Origin of the sequence: Lysobacter sp. CFH 32150, assembly GCF_022758295.1 — a bacterium.
GTDB lineage: Bacteria > Pseudomonadota > Gammaproteobacteria > Xanthomonadales > Xanthomonadaceae > CFH-32150.
Genome location: NZ_JALDWJ010000010.1, coordinates 33,765 through 55,764 on the forward strand (window position 1 = coordinate 33,765; position 22,000 = coordinate 55,764).

At 65.5% G+C, this 22,000-nt stretch carries 19 protein-coding genes; 2 read left to right on the forward strand and 17 right to left on the reverse strand.

Going from position 1 to position 22,000, the window contains the following annotated elements; translation table 11 throughout:
- Positions 1 to 4: 4 nt before the first annotated feature.
- The gene (gene aceB / locus MO486_RS14150; protein ID WP_242909068.1) at positions 5 to 1,621 is read right to left on the reverse strand and encodes a malate synthase A; all 1,617 of its coding nucleotides are present in this window, start codon (positions 1,619 to 1,621) and stop codon (positions 5 to 7) included.
- 109 nt (positions 1,622 to 1,730) lie between these two features.
- Between aceB and MO486_RS14155 the strand changes: the two genes are divergently transcribed.
- Positions 1,731 to 2,699, forward strand: a complete 969-nt coding sequence (locus MO486_RS14155; protein WP_242909070.1) for a LysR family transcriptional regulator — start codon at positions 1,731 to 1,733, stop codon at positions 2,697 to 2,699.
- Between the two features lie 69 nt (positions 2,700 to 2,768).
- The gene (locus MO486_RS14160; RefSeq protein WP_242909072.1) at positions 2,769 to 2,954 is read left to right on the forward strand and encodes a hypothetical protein; all 186 of its coding nucleotides are present in this window, start codon (positions 2,769 to 2,771) and stop codon (positions 2,952 to 2,954) included.
- Positions 2,955 to 2,962: 8 nt separating this feature from the next.
- On the opposite strand, the gene MO486_RS14165 is transcribed toward MO486_RS14160, so the two are convergent.
- The 16 genes from MO486_RS14165 to MO486_RS14240 form a co-directional block, all read right to left on the reverse strand.
- Positions 2,963 to 4,906, reverse strand: coding sequence for an acyltransferase family protein (locus tag MO486_RS14165; RefSeq protein ID WP_242909074.1), 1,944 nt, complete (start codon positions 4,904 to 4,906; stop codon positions 2,963 to 2,965).
- Positions 4,907 to 4,941: 35 nt separating this feature from the next.
- The gene (locus tag MO486_RS14170; RefSeq protein WP_242909076.1) at positions 4,942 to 6,348 is read right to left on the reverse strand and encodes a tetratricopeptide repeat protein; all 1,407 of its coding nucleotides are present in this window, start codon (positions 6,346 to 6,348) and stop codon (positions 4,942 to 4,944) included.
- Positions 6,345 to 7,736 carry a glycosyltransferase gene (locus MO486_RS14175; RefSeq protein WP_242909078.1) on the reverse strand — a complete coding sequence of 464 codons (1,392 nt, stop codon included), beginning with the start codon at positions 7,734 to 7,736 and terminating at the stop codon, positions 6,345 to 6,347. Before MO486_RS14175 ends, MO486_RS14170 begins: the two co-directional genes overlap by 4 nt.
- Complete coding sequence (locus tag MO486_RS14180; protein ID WP_242909080.1) at positions 7,690 to 8,718, reverse strand: NAD-dependent epimerase/dehydratase family protein; 1,029 nt, start codon at positions 8,716 to 8,718, stop codon at positions 7,690 to 7,692. The genes MO486_RS14175 and MO486_RS14180 overlap by 47 nt, the downstream gene beginning before the upstream one ends.
- Before the next feature lie 176 nt (positions 8,719 to 8,894).
- The gene (locus MO486_RS14185) at positions 8,895 to 9,500 is read right to left on the reverse strand and encodes a lysophospholipid acyltransferase family protein (RefSeq protein ID WP_242909084.1); all 606 of its coding nucleotides are present in this window, start codon (positions 9,498 to 9,500) and stop codon (positions 8,895 to 8,897) included.
- A 17-nt stretch (positions 9,501 to 9,517) separates the two neighbouring features.
- Positions 9,518 to 9,937: an alternative ribosome rescue aminoacyl-tRNA hydrolase ArfB gene (gene arfB / locus MO486_RS14190; RefSeq protein WP_242909086.1), complete on the reverse strand. Its 420-nt coding sequence runs from the start codon at positions 9,935 to 9,937 to the stop codon at positions 9,518 to 9,520.
- Complete coding sequence (locus MO486_RS14195; RefSeq protein ID WP_242909088.1) at positions 9,921 to 10,646, reverse strand: pseudouridine synthase; 726 nt, start codon at positions 10,644 to 10,646, stop codon at positions 9,921 to 9,923. The genes arfB and MO486_RS14195 overlap by 17 nt, the downstream gene beginning before the upstream one ends.
- Positions 10,643 to 12,298 (reverse strand): ubiquinone biosynthesis regulatory protein kinase UbiB, encoded by a 1,656-nt coding sequence (gene ubiB / locus MO486_RS14200; protein WP_242909473.1) that lies wholly within the window; start codon positions 12,296 to 12,298, stop codon positions 10,643 to 10,645. Before ubiB ends, MO486_RS14195 begins: the two co-directional genes overlap by 4 nt.
- A gap of 26 nt (positions 12,299 to 12,324) precedes the next feature.
- Positions 12,325 to 12,981 (reverse strand): SCP2 sterol-binding domain-containing protein, encoded by a 657-nt coding sequence (locus MO486_RS14205; RefSeq protein WP_242909090.1) that lies wholly within the window; start codon positions 12,979 to 12,981, stop codon positions 12,325 to 12,327.
- Entirely contained in the window at positions 12,978 to 13,991 is a 1,014-nt protein-coding gene (gene oleD, locus MO486_RS14210) for a 2-alkyl-3-oxoalkanoate reductase (RefSeq protein WP_242909092.1), read from the reverse strand. The genes MO486_RS14205 and oleD overlap by 4 nt, the downstream gene beginning before the upstream one ends.
- Positions 13,988 to 14,461, reverse strand: coding sequence for an endonuclease domain-containing protein (locus MO486_RS14215; RefSeq protein WP_242909094.1), 474 nt, complete (start codon positions 14,459 to 14,461; stop codon positions 13,988 to 13,990). The genes oleD and MO486_RS14215 overlap by 4 nt, the downstream gene beginning before the upstream one ends.
- A 29-nt stretch (positions 14,462 to 14,490) precedes the next feature.
- Positions 14,491 to 16,158, reverse strand: a complete 1,668-nt coding sequence (gene oleC, locus MO486_RS14220) for an olefin beta-lactone synthetase (RefSeq protein WP_242909476.1) — start codon at positions 16,156 to 16,158, stop codon at positions 14,491 to 14,493.
- 104 nt (positions 16,159 to 16,262) lie between these two features.
- On the reverse strand, positions 16,263 to 17,150 hold the full coding sequence (locus MO486_RS14225) for an alpha/beta fold hydrolase (RefSeq protein WP_242909096.1): 888 nt from the start codon (positions 17,148 to 17,150) through the stop codon (positions 16,263 to 16,265).
- 165 nt (positions 17,151 to 17,315) lie between these two features.
- A complete protein-coding gene (locus MO486_RS14230; RefSeq protein ID WP_242909098.1) occupies positions 17,316 to 18,332 on the reverse strand; it encodes a 3-oxoacyl-ACP synthase III in 1,017 nt (338 codons plus the stop codon).
- A gap of 101 nt (positions 18,333 to 18,433) precedes the next feature.
- Positions 18,434 to 18,682, reverse strand: a complete 249-nt coding sequence (locus tag MO486_RS14235; protein WP_242909478.1) for a DUF4156 domain-containing protein — start codon at positions 18,680 to 18,682, stop codon at positions 18,434 to 18,436.
- A 337-nt stretch (positions 18,683 to 19,019) separates the two neighbouring features.
- Positions 19,020 to 21,899, reverse strand: a complete 2,880-nt coding sequence (locus MO486_RS14240) for a pitrilysin family protein (RefSeq protein ID WP_242909100.1) — start codon at positions 21,897 to 21,899, stop codon at positions 19,020 to 19,022.
- Between the last annotated feature and the right edge of the window lie 101 nt (positions 21,900 to 22,000).

The window sequence follows — 22,000 nt, forward strand, 5'->3', positions numbered from 1 at the left end:
TCGGTCAGTCGATACGTTCGTAGGCAGGCAAGGTCAGGAAGTCGGCGAGCACCTCGGCGTGCGTGAGCTCGTCGAGCATCGCGATCGCTTCATTCAACTTGCCCGCGCCCGGCAGCTGCATGCGTTCGGCGAGCTTGCTCGGCAGGCCGATCAGGGCGCGCTCGAGCAGCGCGAAATCGACGGGCGTGCCATCGTCGAGATGCAGTGCGCCGTTGTGCAGCCATTGCCACAACTGGGTGCGGGAAATCTCGGCGGTGGCGGCATCCTCCATCAGCCAATGGATCGGCACGCAACCATTGCCGTCGAGCCAGGCGGCGAGGTAACGCACGCAGACTTCGACGTTGCCTTCGAAACCGGCGCGGGTGATGGTGCCGAGCGAAGGCCTGATCAGTGTGTCGCGCAGCTCGCGGTCGCTACGCGCACGCACGTCCTCTCGCAGCACGTTCTGCTGGTGCGCGCCGAGCATGTGCGCGTCGAAGATCTCGCGCGCCAGCGGAATCAGCGCCGGATGCGCAACCCAGGTACCGTCGTGGCCGGCGGTCACTTCGCGCAGCTTGTCGGCACGCACGCGTTCGAGCGCCTTCTCGTTCGCTGCCGGATCGCCGCTGATCGGGATCTGCGCGGCCATGCCGCCCATCGCATGCGCGCCACGGCGGTGGCAGGTGTGGATCAGCAATTCCGAATACGTCTTCAGGAACGGCTGTGCCATCGTCACCTGACCGCGCTCGGGCAACACCTTGTCGCGCTGCGTGCGGAAGGCCTTGATGTAGGAAAAGATGTAGTCCCAGCGCCCGCAGTTGAGCCCGGCGATGCGCGCGCGCAACGCGTGCAGGATTTCGTCCATCTCGAACACAGCCGGCAGCGTCTCGATCAGCACGGTGACTTTCATCTGTCCGTGGGCGAGGCCGAGCGTGGCTTCGATGTGCGCGAGCACGTCTTCCCACAGCGCCGCTTCTTCCATGGACTGCAGCTTCGGCAGATAGAAGTACGGGCCGCGGTCCTTGGCCGCGAGCGCCTTGGCGTTGAGGAAGGCGAACAGGCCGAGGTCGAACAGGCTCGCCGACATCGGCACGCCATCGACCAGCACATGCTTCTCGTCGAGGTGCCAGCCGCGCGGCCGCACCATCAGCACCGCCTGTTCGGGGTAAGGCTTGAGCGTGTAGTGCTTCGAGCCGTCCGGCGCCATCCAGTCGAGCGTGCCGGCGATGGCCTTGCCCAGTGCGCGCTGGCCGGTGAGCAGGTTGTCCCAGGTCGGCGCGGTCGAATCCTCGAAGTCGGCCATGTAGCAGTTCGCGCCGGAGTTGAGCGCGTTGATGACCATCTTCGGGTCGGTCGGGCCGGTAATCTCGACGCGGCGGTCGAGCAACGCCACCGGCAGTTCGGCGACGCGCCAGGCGGATTCGCGGATCGCGCGGGTGTCGTCGCGGAAATCCGGCAGGCCGCCGGCGTCGAAAAACTTCTGCCGCTCGCGGCGTGCGGCCAGGCGGGCCTGGCGGGTCGGGCCGAAGCGACGCTGCAGGTCGGCGAGGAACGCCTGCGCCGCGGGGGTTAACAGCTGTTCCTGCCCCGGCAGGTTGCCGATCACCTCAATGCTTCCGGTCGCTTGCAACACTGCCGACATGTCCCGCTCCAGCACGTTCGTGGAAGGTCAACATCCGCTCAAGTACTGTATTTGACAAAACAGTTTTATCAATGCATATCATTAGTTCTACTTATATATAGCCTCAACCGTGGCCGAAAACCGACCTTCGACGCCCCGTTTTGCCTACAAGGGCGACCGCCTGAAGCCATTACGGGCGTTCTGCCAGACCGCCCGGTTGGGGTCGGTCTCGCGCGCGGCCGAAGCCCTGTACGTCAGCCAGCCGGCGATCACCCTGCAGTTGCAGGCGCTGGAGCGGGAACTGGGGGTCAAGCTGTTCGAACGCAGCGGTCGCCGCTTGGTCCCCAGCCGCGAGGGCCAATTGCTCTACGACCTGGCCAAACCGCTGGTGGAAGGCCTGGACGGGCTGGATGCGGCATTCCACGAACAGGTCCGCGGCCTCGACGCCGGCGAACTCAACGTCGCCGCCGGCAGTTCCACGATCCTTTACCTGTTGCCCGGCATCGTCGAAGCCTTCCGCGACCGCCAGCCAGACGTGCGCCTGACCCTGCACAACGTGACCGGTGCCGGCGGACTGGACCTGTTGCGCTCGGATGCGGTCGATCTCGCCGTCGGCTCGATGCTCGACGTCCCGGCCGACCTCAGCTACGCCCCGGTGTATCGCTTCGAGCCGATGCTGATCACGCCGCTCGATCATCCGCTGGCGAACAAACCTGACCTGAAGCTGGAGGATCTGTCGCCCTACGGCCTCATCCTGCCGCCGAAGCGGTTGACCACTTATCGATTGGTCGACCTGGTGTTCCAGCAGAACCGCGTGCCGTACACGGTGGCGCTGGAAGTCGGCGGCTGGGAAGTGATCAAGCAATACGTGGCGATGGGCTTGGGCGTCTCGATCGTGACCGCGATCTGTTTGACCGAAGCTGATCGCACGCGCCTGGCCGCACGTTCATTGGCCGAGTACTTCCCCTCGCGCAGCTATGGCGTGGTGGTGCGCAAGGGCAAGTATCTGTCACCGCAGGCGCGCGCCTTCGTCGAGTTGATCCAGCCGGATCTGTTCGTGCGCCGCGAGTACGACCAGACCGGGCATTCGGAGCGCTAGCGGCAAGCGATGGCCGCAACTGCGGTCTTTGCGCGTATCAATAGACGCGCAATGAATCAGGGGGAGCGCATGAAGAACCACAATCCAGCCGGTCGCAACTTGAGCTTCGCCAGCACCGGACAACGACTGGTGGTCACGGTGGTGTTCGTCGTATTCGCCGCACTGATCTGGGCGGCCTGGACCGGCCGCTACGATCGCGAAATCAACACGTTCGCCAGCTGGCTCCAACGGCAGTACAACGCCATCGTCCACTGACGCGCGCGCTAACGGGCAGCCCACTCAAGGGCGTCGCCGAGCTGCATCCGCTTGGCTACGGCGGTGGAGCCGGCATAGGACAGGTGGCCTTCGTCGCGGTACAGGAACGTGCCGTCCAACTCGGTGATGCACGCCGACTCCGAGCACAGCGCGGCGTCGAACGACACAACTTCGACATCGGCCTCGCTGCGGACCCGCGCGAGGAACCCGAGCACTTCATGCTTGCTGGCGCGGTACTCGGCCAACGGCATGTCGCAGTCGATGAACCTACCGAACAACGTCCGGTTGCGCGCCCTGCGCTCGAGGCAGCGACTGAAGTCGAAGCCGGTGCTCGGCGGCGGCGCGACGATGACCACGCGTTTGCCCAGTGCACGTAACTTGCCCACGGTTGCGCGCATCGCGGCGATCGCGACGGCTTCGTCGGTCTCTTGTTCGATCGTCGATCCTTCCATTTTGCGAAGGAGTCGACGCTCAGGATCAAAATACGGATAGAACGCGCTCGACAGCACCACCAGCCTGATCGACGATGTCTCCGCGAGGTGGTCGATGACCGACTGGTTGAACGTCAGGCAACGCTCGGCGAAATCGCGCGGATGCTCCGGCGTGATCTGCGCCAGGCCGAGCAACGGACCACAGGAACTCTTGGTCGCCTGGACGACGCCGACATCGGTGGTCGCGGCCAGGCCGGGGACGAGGTGCATCGCAAACGAATCGCCCCACACCATGATCGCCGGCGCGTCGGCATTGCGACACGCCGGTGTCGAATCGAATCGCTCGTAACCTTCGCAGGCATCGCCGAAGCCCACGTTGTCGCGGCGGAGCCATGCATAGTCGACCGCCGATGCATCGCTGCTCCCCACCGTCGTCGTGCGCGCCGCGAGACCCAGCGGTACCAGCGCCAGCATCGCCGACGTTGCCAGTGCGGCCAGCACCCAACGCCGCCGGAAGCGGAACTCCGTGCGCCGGACCGGCAGTTCGACGTGCCGATAGAGGCCCCAACCGAGCAGCAGCGAGAGGGTCACTCCCGCCAACTGCACCGGCATGCCTGGCTCGCCGAACGAAGGATCGCCGGCGTAGACGTTGTTGATGAAGGCAAAGATCGGCCAATGCACCAAGTACAACGAGTACGAAGCATCGCCGACTCTGGCGAGCGCACGCGGAATCGGCGTGTCGGCGAATGCTTCGTGCCGGCGCAGGATCACCAGCAGCGTCGCGGTGCAGACCAGAGCGATGTTCACGAACGGCGGTGCCGCGACCGGCACCACCGGAATCACCAGCAGCACGACCAGCGCCGGCAGGAACAGGCGTGCGATGACGACCTCGGCGCGTGCACTGCGTGCCGTCCACAATGCCGCGACCGATCCGAGCGCGAGCTCCCAACCCCGGGCTGGCAGCAGGTAGAACGCCGCGTCCGGATTGGTGAAGGCAAGGGCGACGCACAACGCGAAGCTGCCGAGCAGCAACAACACGTTGCCTGCGGACCAGTAACGACGCGGCAGCAGCGCCATGGCGGCCGGCAGCAACAGGTAGTACTGCTCCTCGACCGCGAGTGACCACACATGCAGCAGTGGCTTCAACGCGGCGGCGCCTTCGAAGTAACCGGTCTGCTGCCACAGCGCGAGGTTGCCGGTGAACGTCACCGCACCGGCCAGCTGCAAGGTGAAGTCGTGCCACTCCACCGCATCGAGCAGGAAGTACGCCAGCACGCCGGTAACCGCGAACGTGACATAGGCGGCCGGCAGCAACCGCTTCGCGCGGCGGAAGTAGAACTCTGAAAAGCGGAAGGTGCCCCGGGTGATCGCCCTCGCCAGCATCCCGGTGATCAGGAAGCCGGAGATGACGAAGAAGATGTCGACGCCGAGGAACCCCGCATCGATGAACCCCGCCTTCGCGTGCTGCAGGATCACCAGCAGCACCGCCAGGCCGCGCAGGGCCTGGATGTCTATGCGCATTGCCACGGGCGGTAACCGACGTGAGGAAGCGCCGCTCAGAAGCGGCGCGCCAGGGTCATGCCCCAGCTGTAGCCCTCGTAGGCACCGGTGGTCTGCACGCGCTCGCTGTAACCGGCGAAGACCGTGAACTGCCACGGCGTGTAGATGCCGAACACCAGCGACGCGCTGAGGTCGTTGGCGCGACGCCACGAGGTGAAGGTTTCATCGCGCTGCCGGCCGAGCCCGGCCTGCACCGACAGCCCCACTTCGTCGCTGATGCCGAAGTAACTGTTTGCGGTCAGTCCGTAGCGTCGGTAGTTGTCCGGCGCGTAATAGCCATTACCGAGATTGCGGTCGTGCGAGATGTGCTGCAGCATGCCGCCGAGGTCGAGCATCACGCCCGGCCTGCGCACGACGGCACGACGCATCGCCAGCGTCCACTCATTGCTGTTGTTGCCATCGCTGTAGTCGTCACGGCGCAGCATCAGGTCGCCGGTCCAGTGCATGTCCGGAGTCCAGTGCACCTGGCCGAGCGCGCCGTGGCGGGTCAGGCCCAGCGACAACGAACGCGGCGAAATCGCGAGGCGATCACGGTCCGCGGACAGGCCGAGGCGCCAGCTGTCGTTGGCGCGATGGTCGACGCCTGCACGCCAGAGGAGAGTGCCGTCGCCGTCGATCGAGGAATGCCCGACTGCAGCCGACCACTCGGTGCGTTGCGACGATGCGTAGCGCAGTCCGACCAGTCCGCGGGTCTGTGCTATCGAATCATCGCCATCGACCGCGACGAACGGACTGGTCACCGGCGAACTGTTCTCCCAGCGGCCAACCTCGATCGTGTAGTGCAACGCGTCGCCATGGGCCAAGTCGGCGCGCAACGTCGGTCGCGACGTGACCAGGTCATCGGAATCGTCGCTGTGCGCGTACTCCAGCGCGACGAAGGAGCCGGTGCGGATGCGTGTGCTGCGCGCAAGGTCGGTCGCATCCTTGCTGCCGGGTTTCAGTCGTTCGACCTCGGCAACGTGCGGCAACGCCATGCGCGGCCTCGCGCTCTGGCGCAGGGCAACCGCCTCGGTGTAGTGGGCCAGGTAGTTGTCGGGTTCGGCCGCCAGCACCGGAGCATTGGCCGCCTGCGCACCGTCGATGCGACCCGCCCATGCCAGCACTGCGGCGTGCAGCGATTGCCCTTCCGTACTTTGCGCGGCGGCAGGGTCGGCGTGCAGCACGCGCTCGGCTTCGGCGAAGTTGCCGTTCCAAGTCAGGTAGCGCACCAGGTCGAGGCGCGCGTCGCGGTCATCTGGATGCGCGGCGACGTGATCCTGCATCAGCTGCAGTGCACCGCCGGCATCGCCTTCGCCCATGCGCACGCGCGCCTGGTCGTCGAGCGGCGGCCCAGACGTTTCCTGTGCCGATACAACGCCGGGCATAGCCAGCAGCGCGCCGATGATCCATGCCAGTGGCTTCATTTGCGCCATTTGCGGTTCCCCGAGATCCAAAGGTCGAAGGCGAAACGCAGCATGGTGAAGCTGTCGGCGACGATCAGCGCGTAACGCAGGGGTGTTACCAGGATGCCCTTGAAGAACATCCCCAGTCGCTGGCCTTTCGACACCAGGACCAGCACCGCCAGCGACACGATCATCTCGGCGACAATGGTCACCGCCAGCGGCTCCCACATGCGCAGGACCAACAGAATGATGAGCGCGGTCGGGAAGCCGACCTTCTCTAGCGCGGACATGAACATGGCCCAGCCGATCGGGCGTCCGTACTCGAGGGTGTATTTCTCCCCGAACGGCTGCCGGTACTGCTCCTTGATCTTGCGCAGGTCTTCGACCCGTTGCGCCTCGCCGCTGGCCTTGTCGCGCCGGCGCTTGCCCCAAAGCTTGAGCGACTTGAACGGCGTGCGCAGCAATGCGTCGAAGTAGTAGCAACTCTGCAGGAACGACGACGACCACAGGTAGATCTGCTTCGGCAGGCGCTGGACTTCGGGTTCTTCCGAGCGCGCCAGCACGTCCTGCAACTGGATGTTGCGGTAGCCCTCGTTGTTGAGGGCGAAGCCGATGAAGATGTCTTCGGAGTTGGTCAGGTCGTCGCCGAAGATCGGTTCGTAGAGATCGAACAGGTCCTTGATGTACTTGCGCCGGTACGCCACCGCGCAGCCCACCGGGTTGGTGATGCTGCCGAAGAACACCATCTGGCCCTTGTAGACGAAACGCTGCAGGAACAGGTACAGGCATTCGCGATAGGTGTTGGTGATCCACCACCAGACCGAGTGCAGCATGCCGCGCCGCGCATGCGGGTCATCGTAGGTTTCCGCACCATGCCAGCGACGGAACTCCTCGGTCTGCGCGAGCGCGTGCCGGTTCTTCGGCCGCATCGGCAGGATGGTGCCGCAGGCACTGGCGATGCCGATGCCCTGGTACAGCTCCTGCACGCAACGTTCGATGTATTCCGGCGATTCGAGGAAGGTGTCGCCATCGAGGATGAACTCGACGTCGCAGTCGAACTCGCGCGACTGGCGTTTGATGGTCGGCGTCTTGCCGATCGAGGTGGCACGTTCGAACACGGTCAGGTTGAGTCCGGCCGCCGCTGCGTACTCGCGCGCGCGGGGTACCGTCTCGTCCTTGCCGCCGTCGTCGACCAGGATCACGTTGCGTGGTTGGACCGTCTGCCGCGCCAGCGAGGCGAGGCAGTGGATGATGTTGTCCTCTTCCTTGTAGGCGGGGATGACCACATCGACCACCGCCGCCCGCCAATCTTCGGCGGGGGTGGGAACGGTCTTGTCAGGGCCGCGCAGCAGCCCAACCGCGCTAAGCAGCGCGTTCGGACTGAGTACGAACCAGGGTGCAGTGGCCATCGCGTTCTTCCTGAAGGCGGGCGCGCTCGATGGCGACGAGGTCGTCGATCGTGCGCTCCAGGGGATAAAGGTGCTGGAAACCGGTCTTGTCGCGTAACCGGTTCAAACTGGGACGACGACGCCGGATGTCCTCGAAATCCTCGCCGTAGGCTTCTCGCAGGCCCACGTGCTTGATCTCCGAACGGCTGCCGGAACGCTCGATGATCAGTCGCGCCAGCTCGATAATGCTGATCTCGCGATCGTTGCCGACATTGGCGACCATGGTGCCGCGGCCGACTGCAGTGGCGAGCGCGTCGAGCGCGACGACGGTATCGCGCACATCGCAGAACGAACGCGTCTGCAGGCCACCGCCGAACACGGTGATCGGTTCGTTGCGTACCGCCTGCGACACGAAGCGCGGCAACACCATGCCGTAACGACCGACCTGGCGCGGACCCACGGTATTGAAGAAGCGCGACACCACAGCCGGGATGCCGAACCGCTGCGCATAGGACAGGCCCAACGCTTCGTCGGCGATCTTGCTCACCGAGTAGTTCCAGCGCGTGCCGGCGCGGGTGCTGACGACCAGGTCCTGATCTTCGTGCAGGATGTCCTCGTCGTTGTGGCCATAGACCTCTGAACTGGAGGCCAGCACCACCTGCGGCTGCCAGCCGCCTTCGCGCGCGGCACGCAACAAGCGTTCGCATGCGGCGATGTTGACCGCGAGCACTTTGGTCGGCTCGGCCAGCACGCGATACACACCCACCACGGCAGCCAGGTTGTAGATGCGGTCCGCCCAGGCGACCGCGCGATCAAGCTGCGGCCAGGTGAGGATGTCGGCTTCGTCGAAACGCAGGTTGGCGTTGTCGTCGTGGTGTGCAAGATTGGATCGTTGCCCTGTCGACAGGTCATCCACCACGTGGACTTTGTCCCCACGCGCCAAATGCAAGTCGACAAGATGCGAGCCGATAAATCCGGCGCCGCCGGTAATTAGGATGTGCATTGCCCCCGCCCCTGAAAAATCGAGAACCGCCGGATGTGGCTGCCCTTTGCATTGTGTGATCAGTTTCCCGGTTTGACGCATAGAGCATGCCAAACCGGCCACGGGACCGACCGACGGCGTGAATCCGGGAATCTGCGGCGTGAAGCCTCGCCAACGGCGAACAACGCGTCTTGAGGTCAGTTCGTGCCGTGATGCTTGCCCTGCCACGGCCGATACCAGGCGCGAATGCGGGCGATGTCTGCGGTCATGTCGTCGGTGAGTTCGAATACTGGCCCAACACCAATGGTTTTCTCGGGATAGTGGAAGTACACCGGCAGCACTGGCACGTCGGCGGCGCGGGCGATCCGCCAGAAGCCCGGTTTCCAGCGGTCGACCGGCTTGCGGGTGCCCTCCGGCGCCACTACGAACCAAAGATTGTCAGCAGTGACAATCAACGTCGCTGCCTGCTCGACCACGCCATGGGCGGCGCTGCGGTTGACCGCGATTACCCCGAGTCGACGCAGGATCGGGCCGAGCGGCCACCAGAACAGCTGGTGCTTGCCCAGGATCCTGACGTCCAGGCCCAGCGCCAGCTTGAAGGCGAACCCCCAGATCCCATCCCAATTGGACGAATGCGGTGCAGCAATCAGGACCAGCCTGGGCAGATCCGGCCAGCTACCGGCCATGCGCCACCCGCCCACCCGCAGGACCGTGCGCCCAAGCCAGCGGGTGAAGGCATTCGGGCTCACCCGCGGCGCATTCGGCGGCAGCGGCACCACGATGTCGTCGGCCCGATCGGCCATCTCCGTCCCCTTGGTCCCTAATCCCAATCCCGCGTTGCGCGTCCCCGCTTGATCGTACTGCGTTCGCGCTTCGCGCCCAGCCGTCGCTCCTTCGATGCCCGGCTGGGCTTGGTCGCAATCCGCGGCTTCGGTGCGCGCAGCCCACTTTCGACAAAGTGCACCAGGCGCTCGCGCGCGTCCTCGCGGTTGCGCTCCTGGGTGCGGAAGCGCTGCGCGTTGATCACGAAGACGCCATCGTCGGTCAGCCGCCGATCGCGCTTGGCCAGCAATCGCTCCCGCACTGCTTCCGGCAACGATGGCGAATTGGCCACGTCGAAACGCAGTTCGACCGCCGTCGCCACCTTGTTGACGTTCTGCCCGCCGGGACCCGAAGCGCGTACGAAGCGCTCGTCGAGTTCGGCGTCGGCAATCGTCAAATCGTCAGTGATCTGCAGCATGCGCGGATTGTAGGGCCGGCGCGCGATCGAACAACGCCAGTGTCCGCGCGAACTCCGCATCCAAAGGCGCTTCGATCGCAAAGCGTGCACCGCTGACCGGATGCACGAACGCCAAGCGCTGCGCATGCAGCAGCATGCGATGGATACCCAACATGCGGAACGCGCGATTGTGGCGGCCATCGCCGTGACTGGTGTCGCCAATCAGATGATGCGAGACATGCTTCAGGTGCCGGCGGATCTGGCGGAAGCGGCCCGTGTGCGGGCGGGCGCGCAACAGCGCGTAGCGCGAGGTCGCGAATCCGCTCGAGGGTATGTCCAGTTCGGTCGTGCCCAGGCGTACGAACTCCGTGATCGCGGTCTTCTTGACCGGTTTGCCCGGGCCGCCATCGAGCGGATGGTCGATGACGAAATCTTCCTCCGGCCAGCCGCGGCAGACCGCGAGGTAGTCCTTCTCGACCTCGCGCGACATCAAGACCTTGCCGAGCTGCGAGGCGGTCTCGCGATCGAACGCCAGCAACAGGCAGCCGCTGGTGGCGCGATCGAGCCGGTGCACGAGGAAGATCGGCTTGCCGAACTGCTCGCGCAGCCGGTCGGCGGCGAAGTCGGTTTCGCCACGCGCCAGGGCGCTGTCGTGGACCATCAGTCCCGCGGGTTTGTCGACGACGGCGAGCCAGTCGTCGCGGTACAGCACCGCTAGCCCAGCCATCATTTCCGGCGCGGCCACGCCGCCAGCAACGCCCACACGCCACCGAGCCCCGCGATCCACACCGAGGCCGGGATGCCGAACAGACGCGGCCCGCCGGCTTCCAGCGCATACAACACCGCAGCGACGATCAGCAGGCCGGTGCCGAGGATGGCGGCGATGGTGCGGCGCTGCGCGCCGCGGATCGTGCGGGTGAGGTCGCGCAGGTCCTGCGAGTTGATCTGCGCCGTGGATTGCCCCTGGACCTGCTGCGTGAGCCAGGCGTGCAGCAGGCGCGGCATGTCGGGCGCATGCGTGATCATTTCCGGCAGGCGCTTGCGGAATTCTTCCGCCAGCCGCTGCGGGCTGTAGCGTTCGAGCAGGATCTGCTCCAGCACCGGTCGCGCCACTGCCCACATGTCGATCTTCGGATCGAGCTGGCGACCGACACCCTCGATGTTCAACAACGTCTTCTGCAGCAGGATCAGCTGCGGCTGGATCGTCAGTTCATAGCGTTGCGCGGTGCGGAACAGCTTGAGCAACACTTCCGCGAGCGAAATCTCCGCCAGCGGCCGGGTGAAATACGGCTCGCACACCGCGCGCGCGGCGGCTTCGAGTTCGTCGATGCGGATGTGCGAGGGCATCCACCCGGCCTGCACGTGCAATTCGGCGACGCGGCGGTAATCGCGCTTGAAGATCGCCATGAAGTTCTCGGCGAGGTAGTACTGGTCCTCGCTGGAGAGCTGGCCCATGATGCCGAAGTCGAGCGCGATGAAGCGCGGGTTGTCCTTGCGCTCGCTGTCGGCCCAGATGTTGCCGGCGTGGGCGTCGGCGTGGAAGAAATTGTCGCGGAACACCTGGGTGTAGAACACGCGCACGCCTTTCGCCGCGAGCGCCTTGCGGTCGATGCCGGCGGCGTCGAGCGCGGCGATGTCGTCGCTGGGGATGCCGTGCACGCGTTCCAGCGTCAGCGTGCGTTCGGCGGTGTGGCTCCACACCACTTCCGGCACGTACAGGTCGGGCGAGTTTTCCCAGAAGCGGCGCAGCACCGAGGCGTTGGCACCTTCGCGTTGCAGGTCGAGTTCGGCGGCGAGGGTGTTTTCGATTTCGGCGACGATCTCGCGCGGGCGGATCTTGTCTGCGGCCGGATGGGTGCGATCGACGATGCCGGCCATGGTCTTCAGCAACGCGACGTCGGCGGCGATCTGCTTTTCGATCTCCGGCCGCAGCACCTTGACCACGACTTCGCGACCGCCCGGCAAGGTCGCCGCGTGCACCTGCGCGACCGAGGCCGACGCCAGCGGCGTGGTGTCGAAACGTTCGAACGCCACCTTGATGCTGCGGCCGAGCGACTGCTCGACCAGCGTGCGCGCGGTCTCACCGTCGAACGGCGCGACGCGATCCTGCAGCAGGGTCAGTTCTTCGGCGACATCCGGCGGCACCAGGTCGCGGCGTGTCGACAGGATCTGTCCGAACTTGACGAAGATCGGTCCGAGCTCTTGCAGCACCATCCGCAGGCGCACACCGCGCGACAACGCCGCGATCTCGGGCGAGGCTTTCGGCACGAACGGACGCGCCAGCTTCAACCAGCGTTCGATCGGCGTGCCGTCGAGCAGGTCGTCGAGCCGATACCGCAACAGCACCCGGCCGATGCGCAATGCGCGCATGGCCGACTTCACGCTGTTCAACTGCATGCCGCTCAACTTCATGCCACGCCTCCGCGTTGCAGGCGCGCGATCTTCGCGGCGATGCGCTCGACATCGTCGCGCAGCGCGTCGACGTCGTCGTGGAAGGCATTCAGTTCAGCGCGCGGGACCACGTCGCGCGATTCCTCGGTGACGTATTCGGCCGCGCTTTCGGCGAAGTTGCGCCCGGCCACGCGCGCTTGCTGCAACGCGGCCGCCACAGCCTTGGCGATCTGCACGCCCAGCACGTCGCCGAATACGCGGGTGAACGGCTGCTGCCAGTCGGGATCGAAACGTTCGGCCAAACGTTGCAGGCGACGCGCGAGGTCGGCATCGCCGGAGACGCGCACCTTGCCCACTGGCGGCGCATCGTCGCGGCGGAACATGCTTCCGAACGGCCCCGGCAGTTGCGCGATCAACCCGGCAAGCGAGCCACGCACGCTGAGATCGGGCTCGCCTTCGCTCGCGACCGGGCCGACCACGAGTCGTTCGCCTTCGACGCTGACCTGCAATGCCAGGGGCGGTGCTTCGAGCGTCAGCGCGACGCGCTGGCCATCGAGCGTGCGCAGGCTGCCGCGGGTTTCCGGATCGAGCGCCAGCGCGCGGTTGAGCGCTGCTTCCAGCGCGCGACCGGCCATGGGCTTGAGCGAATCGAGTGGGCTGCTGCGTCCAGTCATCGGGACATTGTAGTGCCGGGCTGTAACTGCGCAGCGCGCAAGCGCGCGAGGCCTTCGGCGAAGCTCACGCGCGGCACGTAGCCGAAATCGCGGCGCGCCGGCGCCATGTCGTACCAGTGCGTGGTCGCGAGCTGCTCGGCGAGGAAGCGGGTCATCGGCGGCTCGCCCCGGAGCGGCAGCGTGTGCCACAAGCCTTCGCAGAGCGCGCCGGCGGCATAGGCGACGCCGAACGGAATCGTCTTCGTCACTGTTGGCGCACCGACTGCTTCGAGCAGGCCATTGAGGGTTTCGCGCAGCGTCTTCGGCTCGCCGTTGCTGATGAAGTAGGCGCGTCCGGCGCAGGCCGCGCCTGGCGCGAGGTGTTCGAAAGCGTCGAAATGCGCCTGCGCGGCGTTGTCGACGTAAGTCGAGTCCATCACGTTCTGGCCATCACCGACGAAGCGCAATCGACCGGTCTTCGCACGTGCTACGAGCCGCGGCAGCAGGTGGTTGTCGCCGACACCCCAGATCAGGCGCGGCCGCAGCGCCACCGTCGCCAGCGCAGCATCGTTCGCGGCGAGCACCCTTTGTTCGGCGATCTTCTTGGTCGCCGCGTAAGGCGCCTTGAGGTCGTCGCCGTAAGGCACGCTGTCGGCCGTGCCGCCTTCGACCGGATGCGTGGCGCGATGGGTCACGCTCGGCGTCGAGGTGTAGACCAGCCTGCCGATGCCATGCGCACGGCACGCGGCAATCACGTTTTCGGTACCAACGACATTGGCGCGGTGGTAGCTGTCGTAGCTGCCCCAGGCGCCCGCCTTGGCGGCGTTGTGGAAGATCGCGTCATGCCCCGCACAGGCGACGAGCACGGCATCGCGCTCGGCAAGATCGCCCTGCACTTGCGCGACGCCGAGCGCATCCAAAGCCGGGTAATGGCCACGGCTGAAGCTGGTGACGGCATGCCCGCGTTCGACCAGGCCGCGACAGAGCGCTTGCCCGAGGAAACCACCGCCACCGGTGACGAGGATCTTCATGGTTCTTCTGCTGTCGCTTTTGCTCCCTCCCTTTCGCGCAGCGAAGGGGAGGGTTGGGGAGGGGTGCTCTTGACGTTGCCGTGGCTGTAGCTCTTCAGACTCTCCAATGCTCGCAAGATATCGTCCAACACATCTTCTGTACGCAGGAGAACATCATCGTTCCAATACCGAACCACTCGAAAACCAGCGCCCAGCAACACCCTCGACCGCTGCAGATCGTAGTCCGTTTGCTCCGCATGCTGTCCGCCATCAAGCTCAATGATCAACTTCATTTGCGGGCAAACAAAGTCGGCGATGTATCCCCCGATCGGAACCTGCCTGCGGAACTTGTAACCGCCAATCTGGCTCATTCGTAGCCGCTGCCACAGATGACGCTCGGCATCGGTGGCGTTGCTACGCAGATCACGGGCGCGGAAACGGCATTGGTCCACTGGTCTTCTCAAGGCTGCAAAAACAAGAGACAAGATCAAAGGCACCCCTCCCCAACCCTCCCCTTCGCCTATGGCGAAAGGGAGGGGGACAAGCGCTGCGCCGCCCACGCCGTCAGTTTCTCGCGGCCGATCTTGGCGTTGTGGCGGATGTCGACCGGGAACTTCGGATGGAACAGGAAAGCATCGACTTTCGCAGTCTGTACATGGCCATTGGCGACATGGCGCAATTCATCGGTAATACGTTGCTGCTGGTCCTGCTTCACGCCATCGCGCAATTCGACGCACAGCACCGGACGTTGCGCACCCAACGCACCGATGCCGACCAGCGCGGTGCGGCGCACGTCGGGATGGGTGTTGAAGATCGGTTCGATCTGCTCCGTGCACAGCGTCGCTTCCGCCGTGACCACGCGCTGCGTCTTGCGACCGCAGAACCACAGGCGACCTTCGGCATCGAACCAGCCGAGGTCGCCCATGCGATGCACGATGCGTTCGCTGCCATCGGGCCGGCGTTCGCGGATCTTCGCCTGGCGCGTCGCGGCATCGCGGTTGTAATACGTGTCGGTCGCGGTCGGGCCGGCGACGGTGATTTCGCCAACCTGGCCCGGCTGCACTTGCAGCGCATCGTCCCATTCGGTGATCGCGGCATCGTCGATGCGGATGATTCGGACATCGTTCGGCGGCACCGGGCGGCCGACGCAGGTGCCGGCGCCGCGTTCGGTGGCTTCGCGTGTTTCCTGCAACTCGCGCCCTTCGATCACGGCCACCGGCAGGCATTCGGTGGCGCCATAGGGCGTCCACAGCTGCGCGTCGTCCGGCAGCAGCGTGCGCATCGTCGCCACCACGTCGGCAGGCACGGGCGCGCCGGCGGAAGTGACCCGTTTCACCGTCGGCAGATGCACGCCATGCCGCGCAAGGACCGCGACCAGCGCCGGCGAACCAAACAACTGGGTGATGCCGAAGCGTTCGATCGTCTGCACCAGGCGGCGCGGGTCCGCCTTGGCGGGGCGCGTCGGGTCCATGTCGGGAATGATCGAGGTCAGGCCAAGCGCAGGATCGAACAGCGCGAACGGCGGGAACGTGGGCAGGTCGATGCCCCCTGCTTCGATGCCGAACGCATTGCGCAGCATGTCGATCTGCGCGACGAAGTGACGATGGCGATACACCACGCCTTTCGGGACGCCGGTGGAGCCGCTGGTGAACAGCATCGCGGCGACCTCGTCCGCCTGCGTGTCGGCAAGCTGCGCGCTGGCATTCGCACCATCGCGCTCGACTTGCGCCAACGTCGCGTCGCTTAACCACGCCCGCGTACCCGTGGTGATGCGCACGCGCGCCGAGCGCGCCCAGCCGAGTACGGCGCGCGCGAGGTGCGCGAGCGGGATGCCGATGAAGGCCTCCGGTTGCGCTTCGTCCAGGCACTGCTTCAGCGCGCGCTTGTCGATGCCGGGATCGACCAGCACCGGTACCGCGCCGGCCTTGAACAGCGCGAACATCAACAGGAAAAACTCCGGCGTCGGTCGCACCATCACTACGGTGCGGGTACCACGCACGATGCCGTGCCTGGCGAGCCCCGCGGCGATGGCATCGCTGCGTGCATCGAGCTGGGCGTAGCTGAGCGCGATGTCGTAACGGCCGTTGCGGCCGGGGCAGCGCATCGCGATCTGCTCGGGTCGCTCGCGCGCAAGGCGCGGAAGCGAAGCGGCGATGTTGCAGGGAACTACTCCCTCCCTTTCGCGCAGCGAAGGGGAGGGGTGGGGAGGGGTGCTTTTGATGTTGCTGCTCATCGCGAAAAGCTTACCCCCTCCCAACCTCCCCCTACTCGCTTCGCGAGCAAGGGGAGGAGTCACAGGGGATGCGTATCGAGGAACTGACGGATCGCCGGCACCAGTACCGCGTGCTTGTCTTCCAGCACGTAATGGTTGGCGTCGTCGAATGCCTGTACCTGCGCCCGCGGCAGCGCGGCGGTGAAAGCGTCGAGGCAGTGCCGATCGAACACGAAGTCGCGCAGTCCCCAGCCAATGAAGACCGGACGACCGGCGAACTCGGGCAAACGCCGTCCCGCTTCGGCAACGAGCGCCCACGCCCGATCGCCCTCGCGCAGCGGGATGTCCTGCATGAAGCGCAAGGTGGAGATCCGGTTGGCCCAGGTGTCGTAGGGCGCAACGTAGGCGCGGCGCACGTCGCGCGGCATCCTCCGTTCGACGCCGAGCCAGGATGCGCCCGCGGAGAACAGGTTGAAGGCGCGGATCAGCGCGCCACCGATGCGCGAGTCGCGGCCGAAGGACAACTGCCACGGCATCGCCTTCGCCGCGGGTAGCGGGAAGGCGGCAGTGTTGAGGATCACCAGTCGCTGCACCTGCGGCATGTGCCGCAATGCCCAACCAAATCCGATCATCCCGCCCCAGTCGTGCACCGCCAGCGCCACCGGGGCGGTGATGCCGAGCTTGTCGAGCAACGTGGTCAGATCGTCTACGCGCGATTGCAGCGTGTAGGTGTAGTGGTCGTCGTTCGGCTTGTCCGACAAGCCCATGCCGATATGGTCAGGCACGATGCAGCGATAACGATCACGCAAGCCGAGCACGAGGTGCCGCCAGTAATAGCTCCACGACGGGTTGCCATGCAGCATCACGATCACTTCACCGTCGCGCGGACCTTCGTCGAGGTAGCTCAGCGCGATGCCGGGGCGAATTTCGAGTCGCTGCGGAGCGAATGGGTAGTCAGGGAAATTCATCAATCGCCGGGATTTTTCCCCTTCTCCCGCCGGGAGAAGGTGCCCGAAGGGCGGATGAGGGTTCGGTGTGCGAAGGAGATGATGCTTGGACGGATCCGGCAAGGAACAGTGTCGCTTCGCCGTCCCTCACCCCAACCTCTCTCCTTGCAGAGAGAGGCTAAAAAATCACCAGACGACTTCGGCCATCGAGCAATTCAGGCCCGAACCGATGCCGAGCAGTGCGACGCGGCTGCCCTTCTTCAGGCGGCCCATCTCGCGCAGCTTGCTGAGCACGATCGGCACCGACGCCGGACCGATGTTGCCATGCTCGCCGAAGATCGTCATGACCTTCTTCGGATCGATGCCGATGGCCTGGATGATGGCCGAGGTGTGGACCTTGCTGACCTGGTGGATGACGAACTCGTCGAGTTCCTCCACCACCCAGCCGAGGCTCTGCCGGGCGACCTGGAAGGTCTTGCTGGCGAGCTTGATGCCCTCGATCATCAGCATGCGGGTGTCGGTGATCATGCCGTCGAGGTTGCCGCGGCACAGCTTGTTCCACTCGGTGGCCGCGCGGGTAACGCCGCCGCGGTAGCGCGGTGCGCCCGGCGCGAGTTCGGCGCGGGCCAGCACCATCGCCGCGGCGCCGGAGCCGAGCGTCAGCGTCGCCATCTCGTTCTTGAATTCGGCCTCGGTCGAATCGCTGCGCAGCATGCGCTCGATGGTCTTCTCGTAGGCCAGGTTGGCGGTCTCGCCGTCGACCACGAGCGCGTAGTCGATCTCGCCACGCTCGATCATGCGGCTGGCGATGTCCATGCCGCTGAGGAAGGCCAGACAGGCGTTGGCGACGTCGAAGTTCTGGCATTCGTCGCCGAGGCCCAGGTTGCCGCTGACGATCGAGGCGGTCGACGGCTCCAGGTAGTCGCGGCTGACCGAGGTGTTGACCAGCAGCCCGATCTTGTCCGGATCGATGCCGGCGTCGGCCAGCGCCTTGACCCCGGCCAGCGTGGCCGCGTCGGACGCCTGCATGCCTTCGTCCCACAGCCGCCGCGCATGGATGCCGGCGATGTCCTTGAGCACGTCGGCCTTGATGCCGAGACGGTCCAGGGTAGGCTTCAGGCGGGCGTTGATCTCCTCGGAGCTCAACCGACGCGGCGCGTCGATGTGGGCGAGGCCAGCGATGGCGACGTGTTGGAACAGCATGATGCGTACTGCCTAGGCGTACCGGGTGGCACGGAAACGCGACAGGATACCGCCTTCACGGCCCCTGCACATCCGCGCCGGTCACGGATCGATGCGGGGGTTTATCTGCCGCAGCGCCAGGCGGCGTAACGCTGTTCACCGTTCGTCGGCGGCCCCAGGGGCTGGACGGTGTCGGCGTTCAGGCCGGGAGCCTCGTTGCGCGCCAAGGTCTCCAGCTCCTCGCGTACCTTCAGATGGTTGCGCTCGTAGAAGGCGATGCTGTCCTTGACCGAGACCACGACCTCGCCACGCTTCTCACAACCGGCCGGCGGACCGGTGACTACCCGCACCGCGCTCGCGCCGGGTGCCATGTGGACCCAGGTACAGCCCGTGGCGACGAGGACAAACGCGGCAGCGATGATCAGTTTGCGCATGGAGGCTCCGGAATGAAAAAACGCACGGGATTGTGGCCCCGTGCGTCTGAATCTCGCAAAAGCGGTGCTGGTCTCCTCCCCTTGCCCGCGCAGCGGGTAGGGGGAGGTTGGGAAGGGGTGCTCTTCGCGTAAAGCCACAACATCAAAAGCACCCCTCCCCAACCCGTCCGGCCCGCCGGCATAGCCGTCGGGCGTTCGTCGGGCCGCGAGCCAGTGGCTCGCAAGCAGCCCTCCTCACCCCCTTCGCCTTCGGCGAAAGGGAGGGAGTAGAGACTTACTTCGCCGCGGTCTTCGCCACCGGCTTGCCGTCGGCATCGACCACCGACACCTCACCGAGATTCAGCGCGCGCACCGGCTGCTCGATCTTCGACAGATCGCCGACCACGACCCAGGTCAGCGCGTTCGGATCGATCGCCTTCGCCGCATTCGCCACCTGCGCCGGCGTCAGGCCTTCGATCTCGGCCTTGCGCTGGAACACGTAGTCGTCCGGACGGCCGTAGCGGACGATGCCGCCGACGGTGCCCATCACGGCGCCGGCGGTTTCGTACGAACCCGGCAGGCCGCGGATTTCGGTCGACTGGATCTTGCTCACCTCTTCCGGCTTAGGTGGGGACTTGCCGGTCGCGTACTCGTTGATCTCGCGCGACATTTCCTTCAGCGATTCGGCGGTCTTGTCGATCTGCACCGCCGCGAACGCCATCCACGGCCGCTGGCCGAGCGCGTTCTGCACCATGCTGTAGGAACCGTAGGCCCAGTGCTTGTCCTCGCGCAGGTTCATGTTCAGGCGCGAGGAGAACTCGCCGCCGAGCACCGCATTGGCGATTTCCAGCTTGGTCGCACCTTTGTCCTTGGTCGAAGGCACCAACTGGCCGACGTAGAGATTGGCCTGTACTGCACCCGGCTGGTCGATCAGGTAAACGCGTGGCTTGGTCGGCAGGGCCACCGCCGAGATTGCGTTCGTCGTAGCCGCCGTGCCCGAGGCCTTCCAGTCGCCCAAGTGCTTCTCCAGCACCGGGGTGATCTGCGCGAGCGTGGTGTCGCCGACGATGACCAGGGTCGCGTTGTCCGGACGCACCCAGTCGCGGTGGTAGCCAACGAGGTCATCACGCGTCAGCGACGCGATCGAAGCTTCCGTGCCGGTGCCGCTGAACGGGATCGCGTAGGCATGACCCTCGCCGTACAGCAACGGCGGCAGCACGCGCATCGCTGCACCCTGCGGACGTGCCTTTTCCTGCTGGATACCGGCCAGCCAGGTGGCGCGCACGCGTTCGATTTCCATGTCGTCGAAACGCGGCTTGCGCAGCATGTCGGCGAACAGGCCCACGGAATCGTCGAGCTTGTCCTTCAGCGCGGAGAGATAGGCGCTGCCACCGTCGAGCGAAGCCGAAGCGCCGAGGTTGGCACCCAATGCTTCAGCGCGGTTGCCGAACGCCAGCGCATCGAGGTCGCCCGCGCCTTCGTCGAGCATGCCCAGGGCAAAGCTCGAGGTGCCGAGCTTGCGTCCGGCATCGGCCGCATAGCCGCCGCCGAACAGATAGCTCATCTGCACCACGGGCACGTCGTGGCGCTCGGCGAGGATCACCTTGGTGCCATTGCTGAGCGTGGCACGCTGCAGCGACGGGAACTTGAGCTGCGGGAACTGCGTGGTCTGCGGCACGCCGGCCTTGCGGTCGACGGTGCTGGGCATGGTCAGGTACTTGCTGTTGACCGGCGGCAGCGTCAGCGGCGTCGGCGTCTCGGCCGGATCCTCGACCAGTGCGGTGCGCTCGCCAGGATTGACGACCAGGGTGTGGTCGCCCTTGCTCAGCCACTTCGCACCGAGTGTCTTGAAATCGGCAGCGGTGGTGGCGGCCCAATTCTTCTGCGTGTCGCGGAAGCAGCCCGGGTTGCCGGTGTAGATGGTGCATTCCGCCAGCGCGTCGGCCTTGCCGCCGAAGCCGCCGATGCGTTCGACGCCGCGGATGAAGCCGGCGTTCAACACCGTCTTGGCCTGGGTCAGCTCGACGGCGGTTGGGCCGTCCTTGATCAGCTTCTTCAGCTCTTCATCGATGATCGCTTCGACCTTCGCCGCATCCACGCCCTGCTTGACGGTGGCGGAGATGAAGAAGCTCGAGCCGAGCTGCGAATATTCGGCGCTGGCACTGACGCTATCGACCAGCTTGTCGTCGAAGAACAAACGCTTGTCCAGGCGCGAGCTGCGGCTGCCGCCGAGCACCTGCGCGAACACCTGCAACTGGTCGATGTCGGTGGTGCCGACCTGGGCCACGTTCCACAGGCGGTAGATGCGCGTCTGCGGCACCTTGTCCTGCATGGTTTCGCGCGTCGACTGGTCACGCTGGGCGACATCGACCTTGGGCTGGGCCATGTCCGGCGAGGCCGGGATGTCGCCAAAGTACTTGGCGACTTTTTCCTTGGCGGTGGCGACGTCGATATCGCCGGCCAGCACCAGCACTGCGTTGTTCGGGCCGTACCAGGTGCGGAACCACTGCTTCACGTCTTCCAGCGACGCGGCGTTGAGGTCGGCCATCGAGCCGATGGTGCTGTGGTGATAGGGATGGCCCTTCGGGTACATCGCCTTGCCGAGCTTCTCCCAGACCTGGCCATAGGGCTGGTTCTCGCCCTGGCGCTTCTCGTTCTGGACCACGCCGCGCTGCTCGTCGAGCGTCTTCTGGTCGATCGCGCCGAGCAGATGGCCCATGCGGTCGGATTCCATCCACAGCGCCATGTCGAGCGCGGTGGTGGGTACGTTCTCGAAGTAATTGGTGCGGTCGGAATTGGTGGTGCCGTTCATGTCGGTGGCACCAGCCAGCTCGAACGGCTCGAAGAATTCGCCGGGGGCGTTTTCTGAACCGTTGAACATCAGGTGCTCGAACAGATGGGCAAAGCCGCTGCGACCGGCCGGCTCGTCCTTCGAACCGACGTGGTACCAGAGGTTGACCGCGACGATCGGCGCCTTGCGGTCGGTGTGCACGACCACGCGCAAGCCGTTAGCCAGCGTGAACTCCTTGTAGGGAATATCAACGCTGGCGCCCTGCGCGGACTTCGCGAGGGCGTCGCTGGGAGCAAAAGCAGCGCCGCCGCCGAGCGCGGTGGTCAGGGCAAGGGCGAGCAGGCCCTGTTTGAATGCGGCGCGCGGCCGGCGGATCGAAGACATGCGAAAAACTCCATGGTGGAAGGTTCAGTCCAACCCCCGATCCTAGCTTTACGGCGCGACCGATACACTAGGCCAGAGGGCATATCCGCCCTCGTATGGAG

Excerpts from the sequence above, each read along its gene's own strand:
- MO486_RS14240 (WP_242909100.1), bottom strand. The coding sequence starts at position 21,899 with ATGTCTTCGATCCGCCGGCCGCGCGCCGCATTCAAACAGGGCCTGCTC.
- MO486_RS14235 (WP_242909478.1), bottom strand. The coding sequence starts at position 18,682 with ATGGCACCCGGCGCGAGCGCGGTGCGGGTAGTCACCGGTCCGCCGGCC.
- oleD (WP_242909092.1), bottom strand. The coding sequence starts at position 13,991 with ATGAAGATCCTCGTCACCGGTGGCGGTGGTTTCCTCGGGCAAGCGCTC.
- MO486_RS14180 (WP_242909080.1), bottom strand. The coding sequence starts at position 8,718 with ATGCACATCCTAATTACCGGCGGCGCCGGATTTATCGGCTCGCATCTT.
- MO486_RS14160 (WP_242909072.1), top strand. The coding sequence starts at position 2,769 with ATGAAGAACCACAATCCAGCCGGTCGCAACTTGAGCTTCGCCAGCACC.
- MO486_RS14175 (WP_242909078.1), bottom strand. The coding sequence starts at position 7,736 with ATGGCCACTGCACCCTGGTTCGTACTCAGTCCGAACGCGCTGCTTAGC.
- MO486_RS14225 (WP_242909096.1), bottom strand. The coding sequence starts at position 17,150 with ATGAATTTCCCTGACTACCCATTCGCTCCGCAGCGACTCGAAATTCGC.
- MO486_RS14230 (WP_242909098.1), bottom strand. The coding sequence starts at position 18,332 with ATGCTGTTCCAACACGTCGCCATCGCTGGCCTCGCCCACATCGACGCG.
- MO486_RS14195 (WP_242909088.1), bottom strand. The coding sequence starts at position 10,646 with ATGATGGCTGGGCTAGCGGTGCTGTACCGCGACGACTGGCTCGCCGTC.
- MO486_RS14185 (WP_242909084.1), bottom strand. The coding sequence starts at position 9,500 with ATGGCCGATCGGGCCGACGACATCGTGGTGCCGCTGCCGCCGAATGCG.
- MO486_RS14165 (WP_242909074.1), bottom strand. The coding sequence starts at position 4,906 with ATGCGCATAGACATCCAGGCCCTGCGCGGCCTGGCGGTGCTGCTGGTG.
- aceB (WP_242909068.1), bottom strand. The coding sequence starts at position 1,621 with ATGTCGGCAGTGTTGCAAGCGACCGGAAGCATTGAGGTGATCGGCAAC.
- MO486_RS14205 (WP_242909090.1), bottom strand. The coding sequence starts at position 12,981 with ATGACTGGACGCAGCAGCCCACTCGATTCGCTCAAGCCCATGGCCGGT.
- MO486_RS14170 (WP_242909076.1), bottom strand. The coding sequence starts at position 6,348 with ATGAAGCCACTGGCATGGATCATCGGCGCGCTGCTGGCTATGCCCGGC.
- arfB (WP_242909086.1), bottom strand. The coding sequence starts at position 9,937 with ATGCTGCAGATCACTGACGATTTGACGATTGCCGACGCCGAACTCGAC.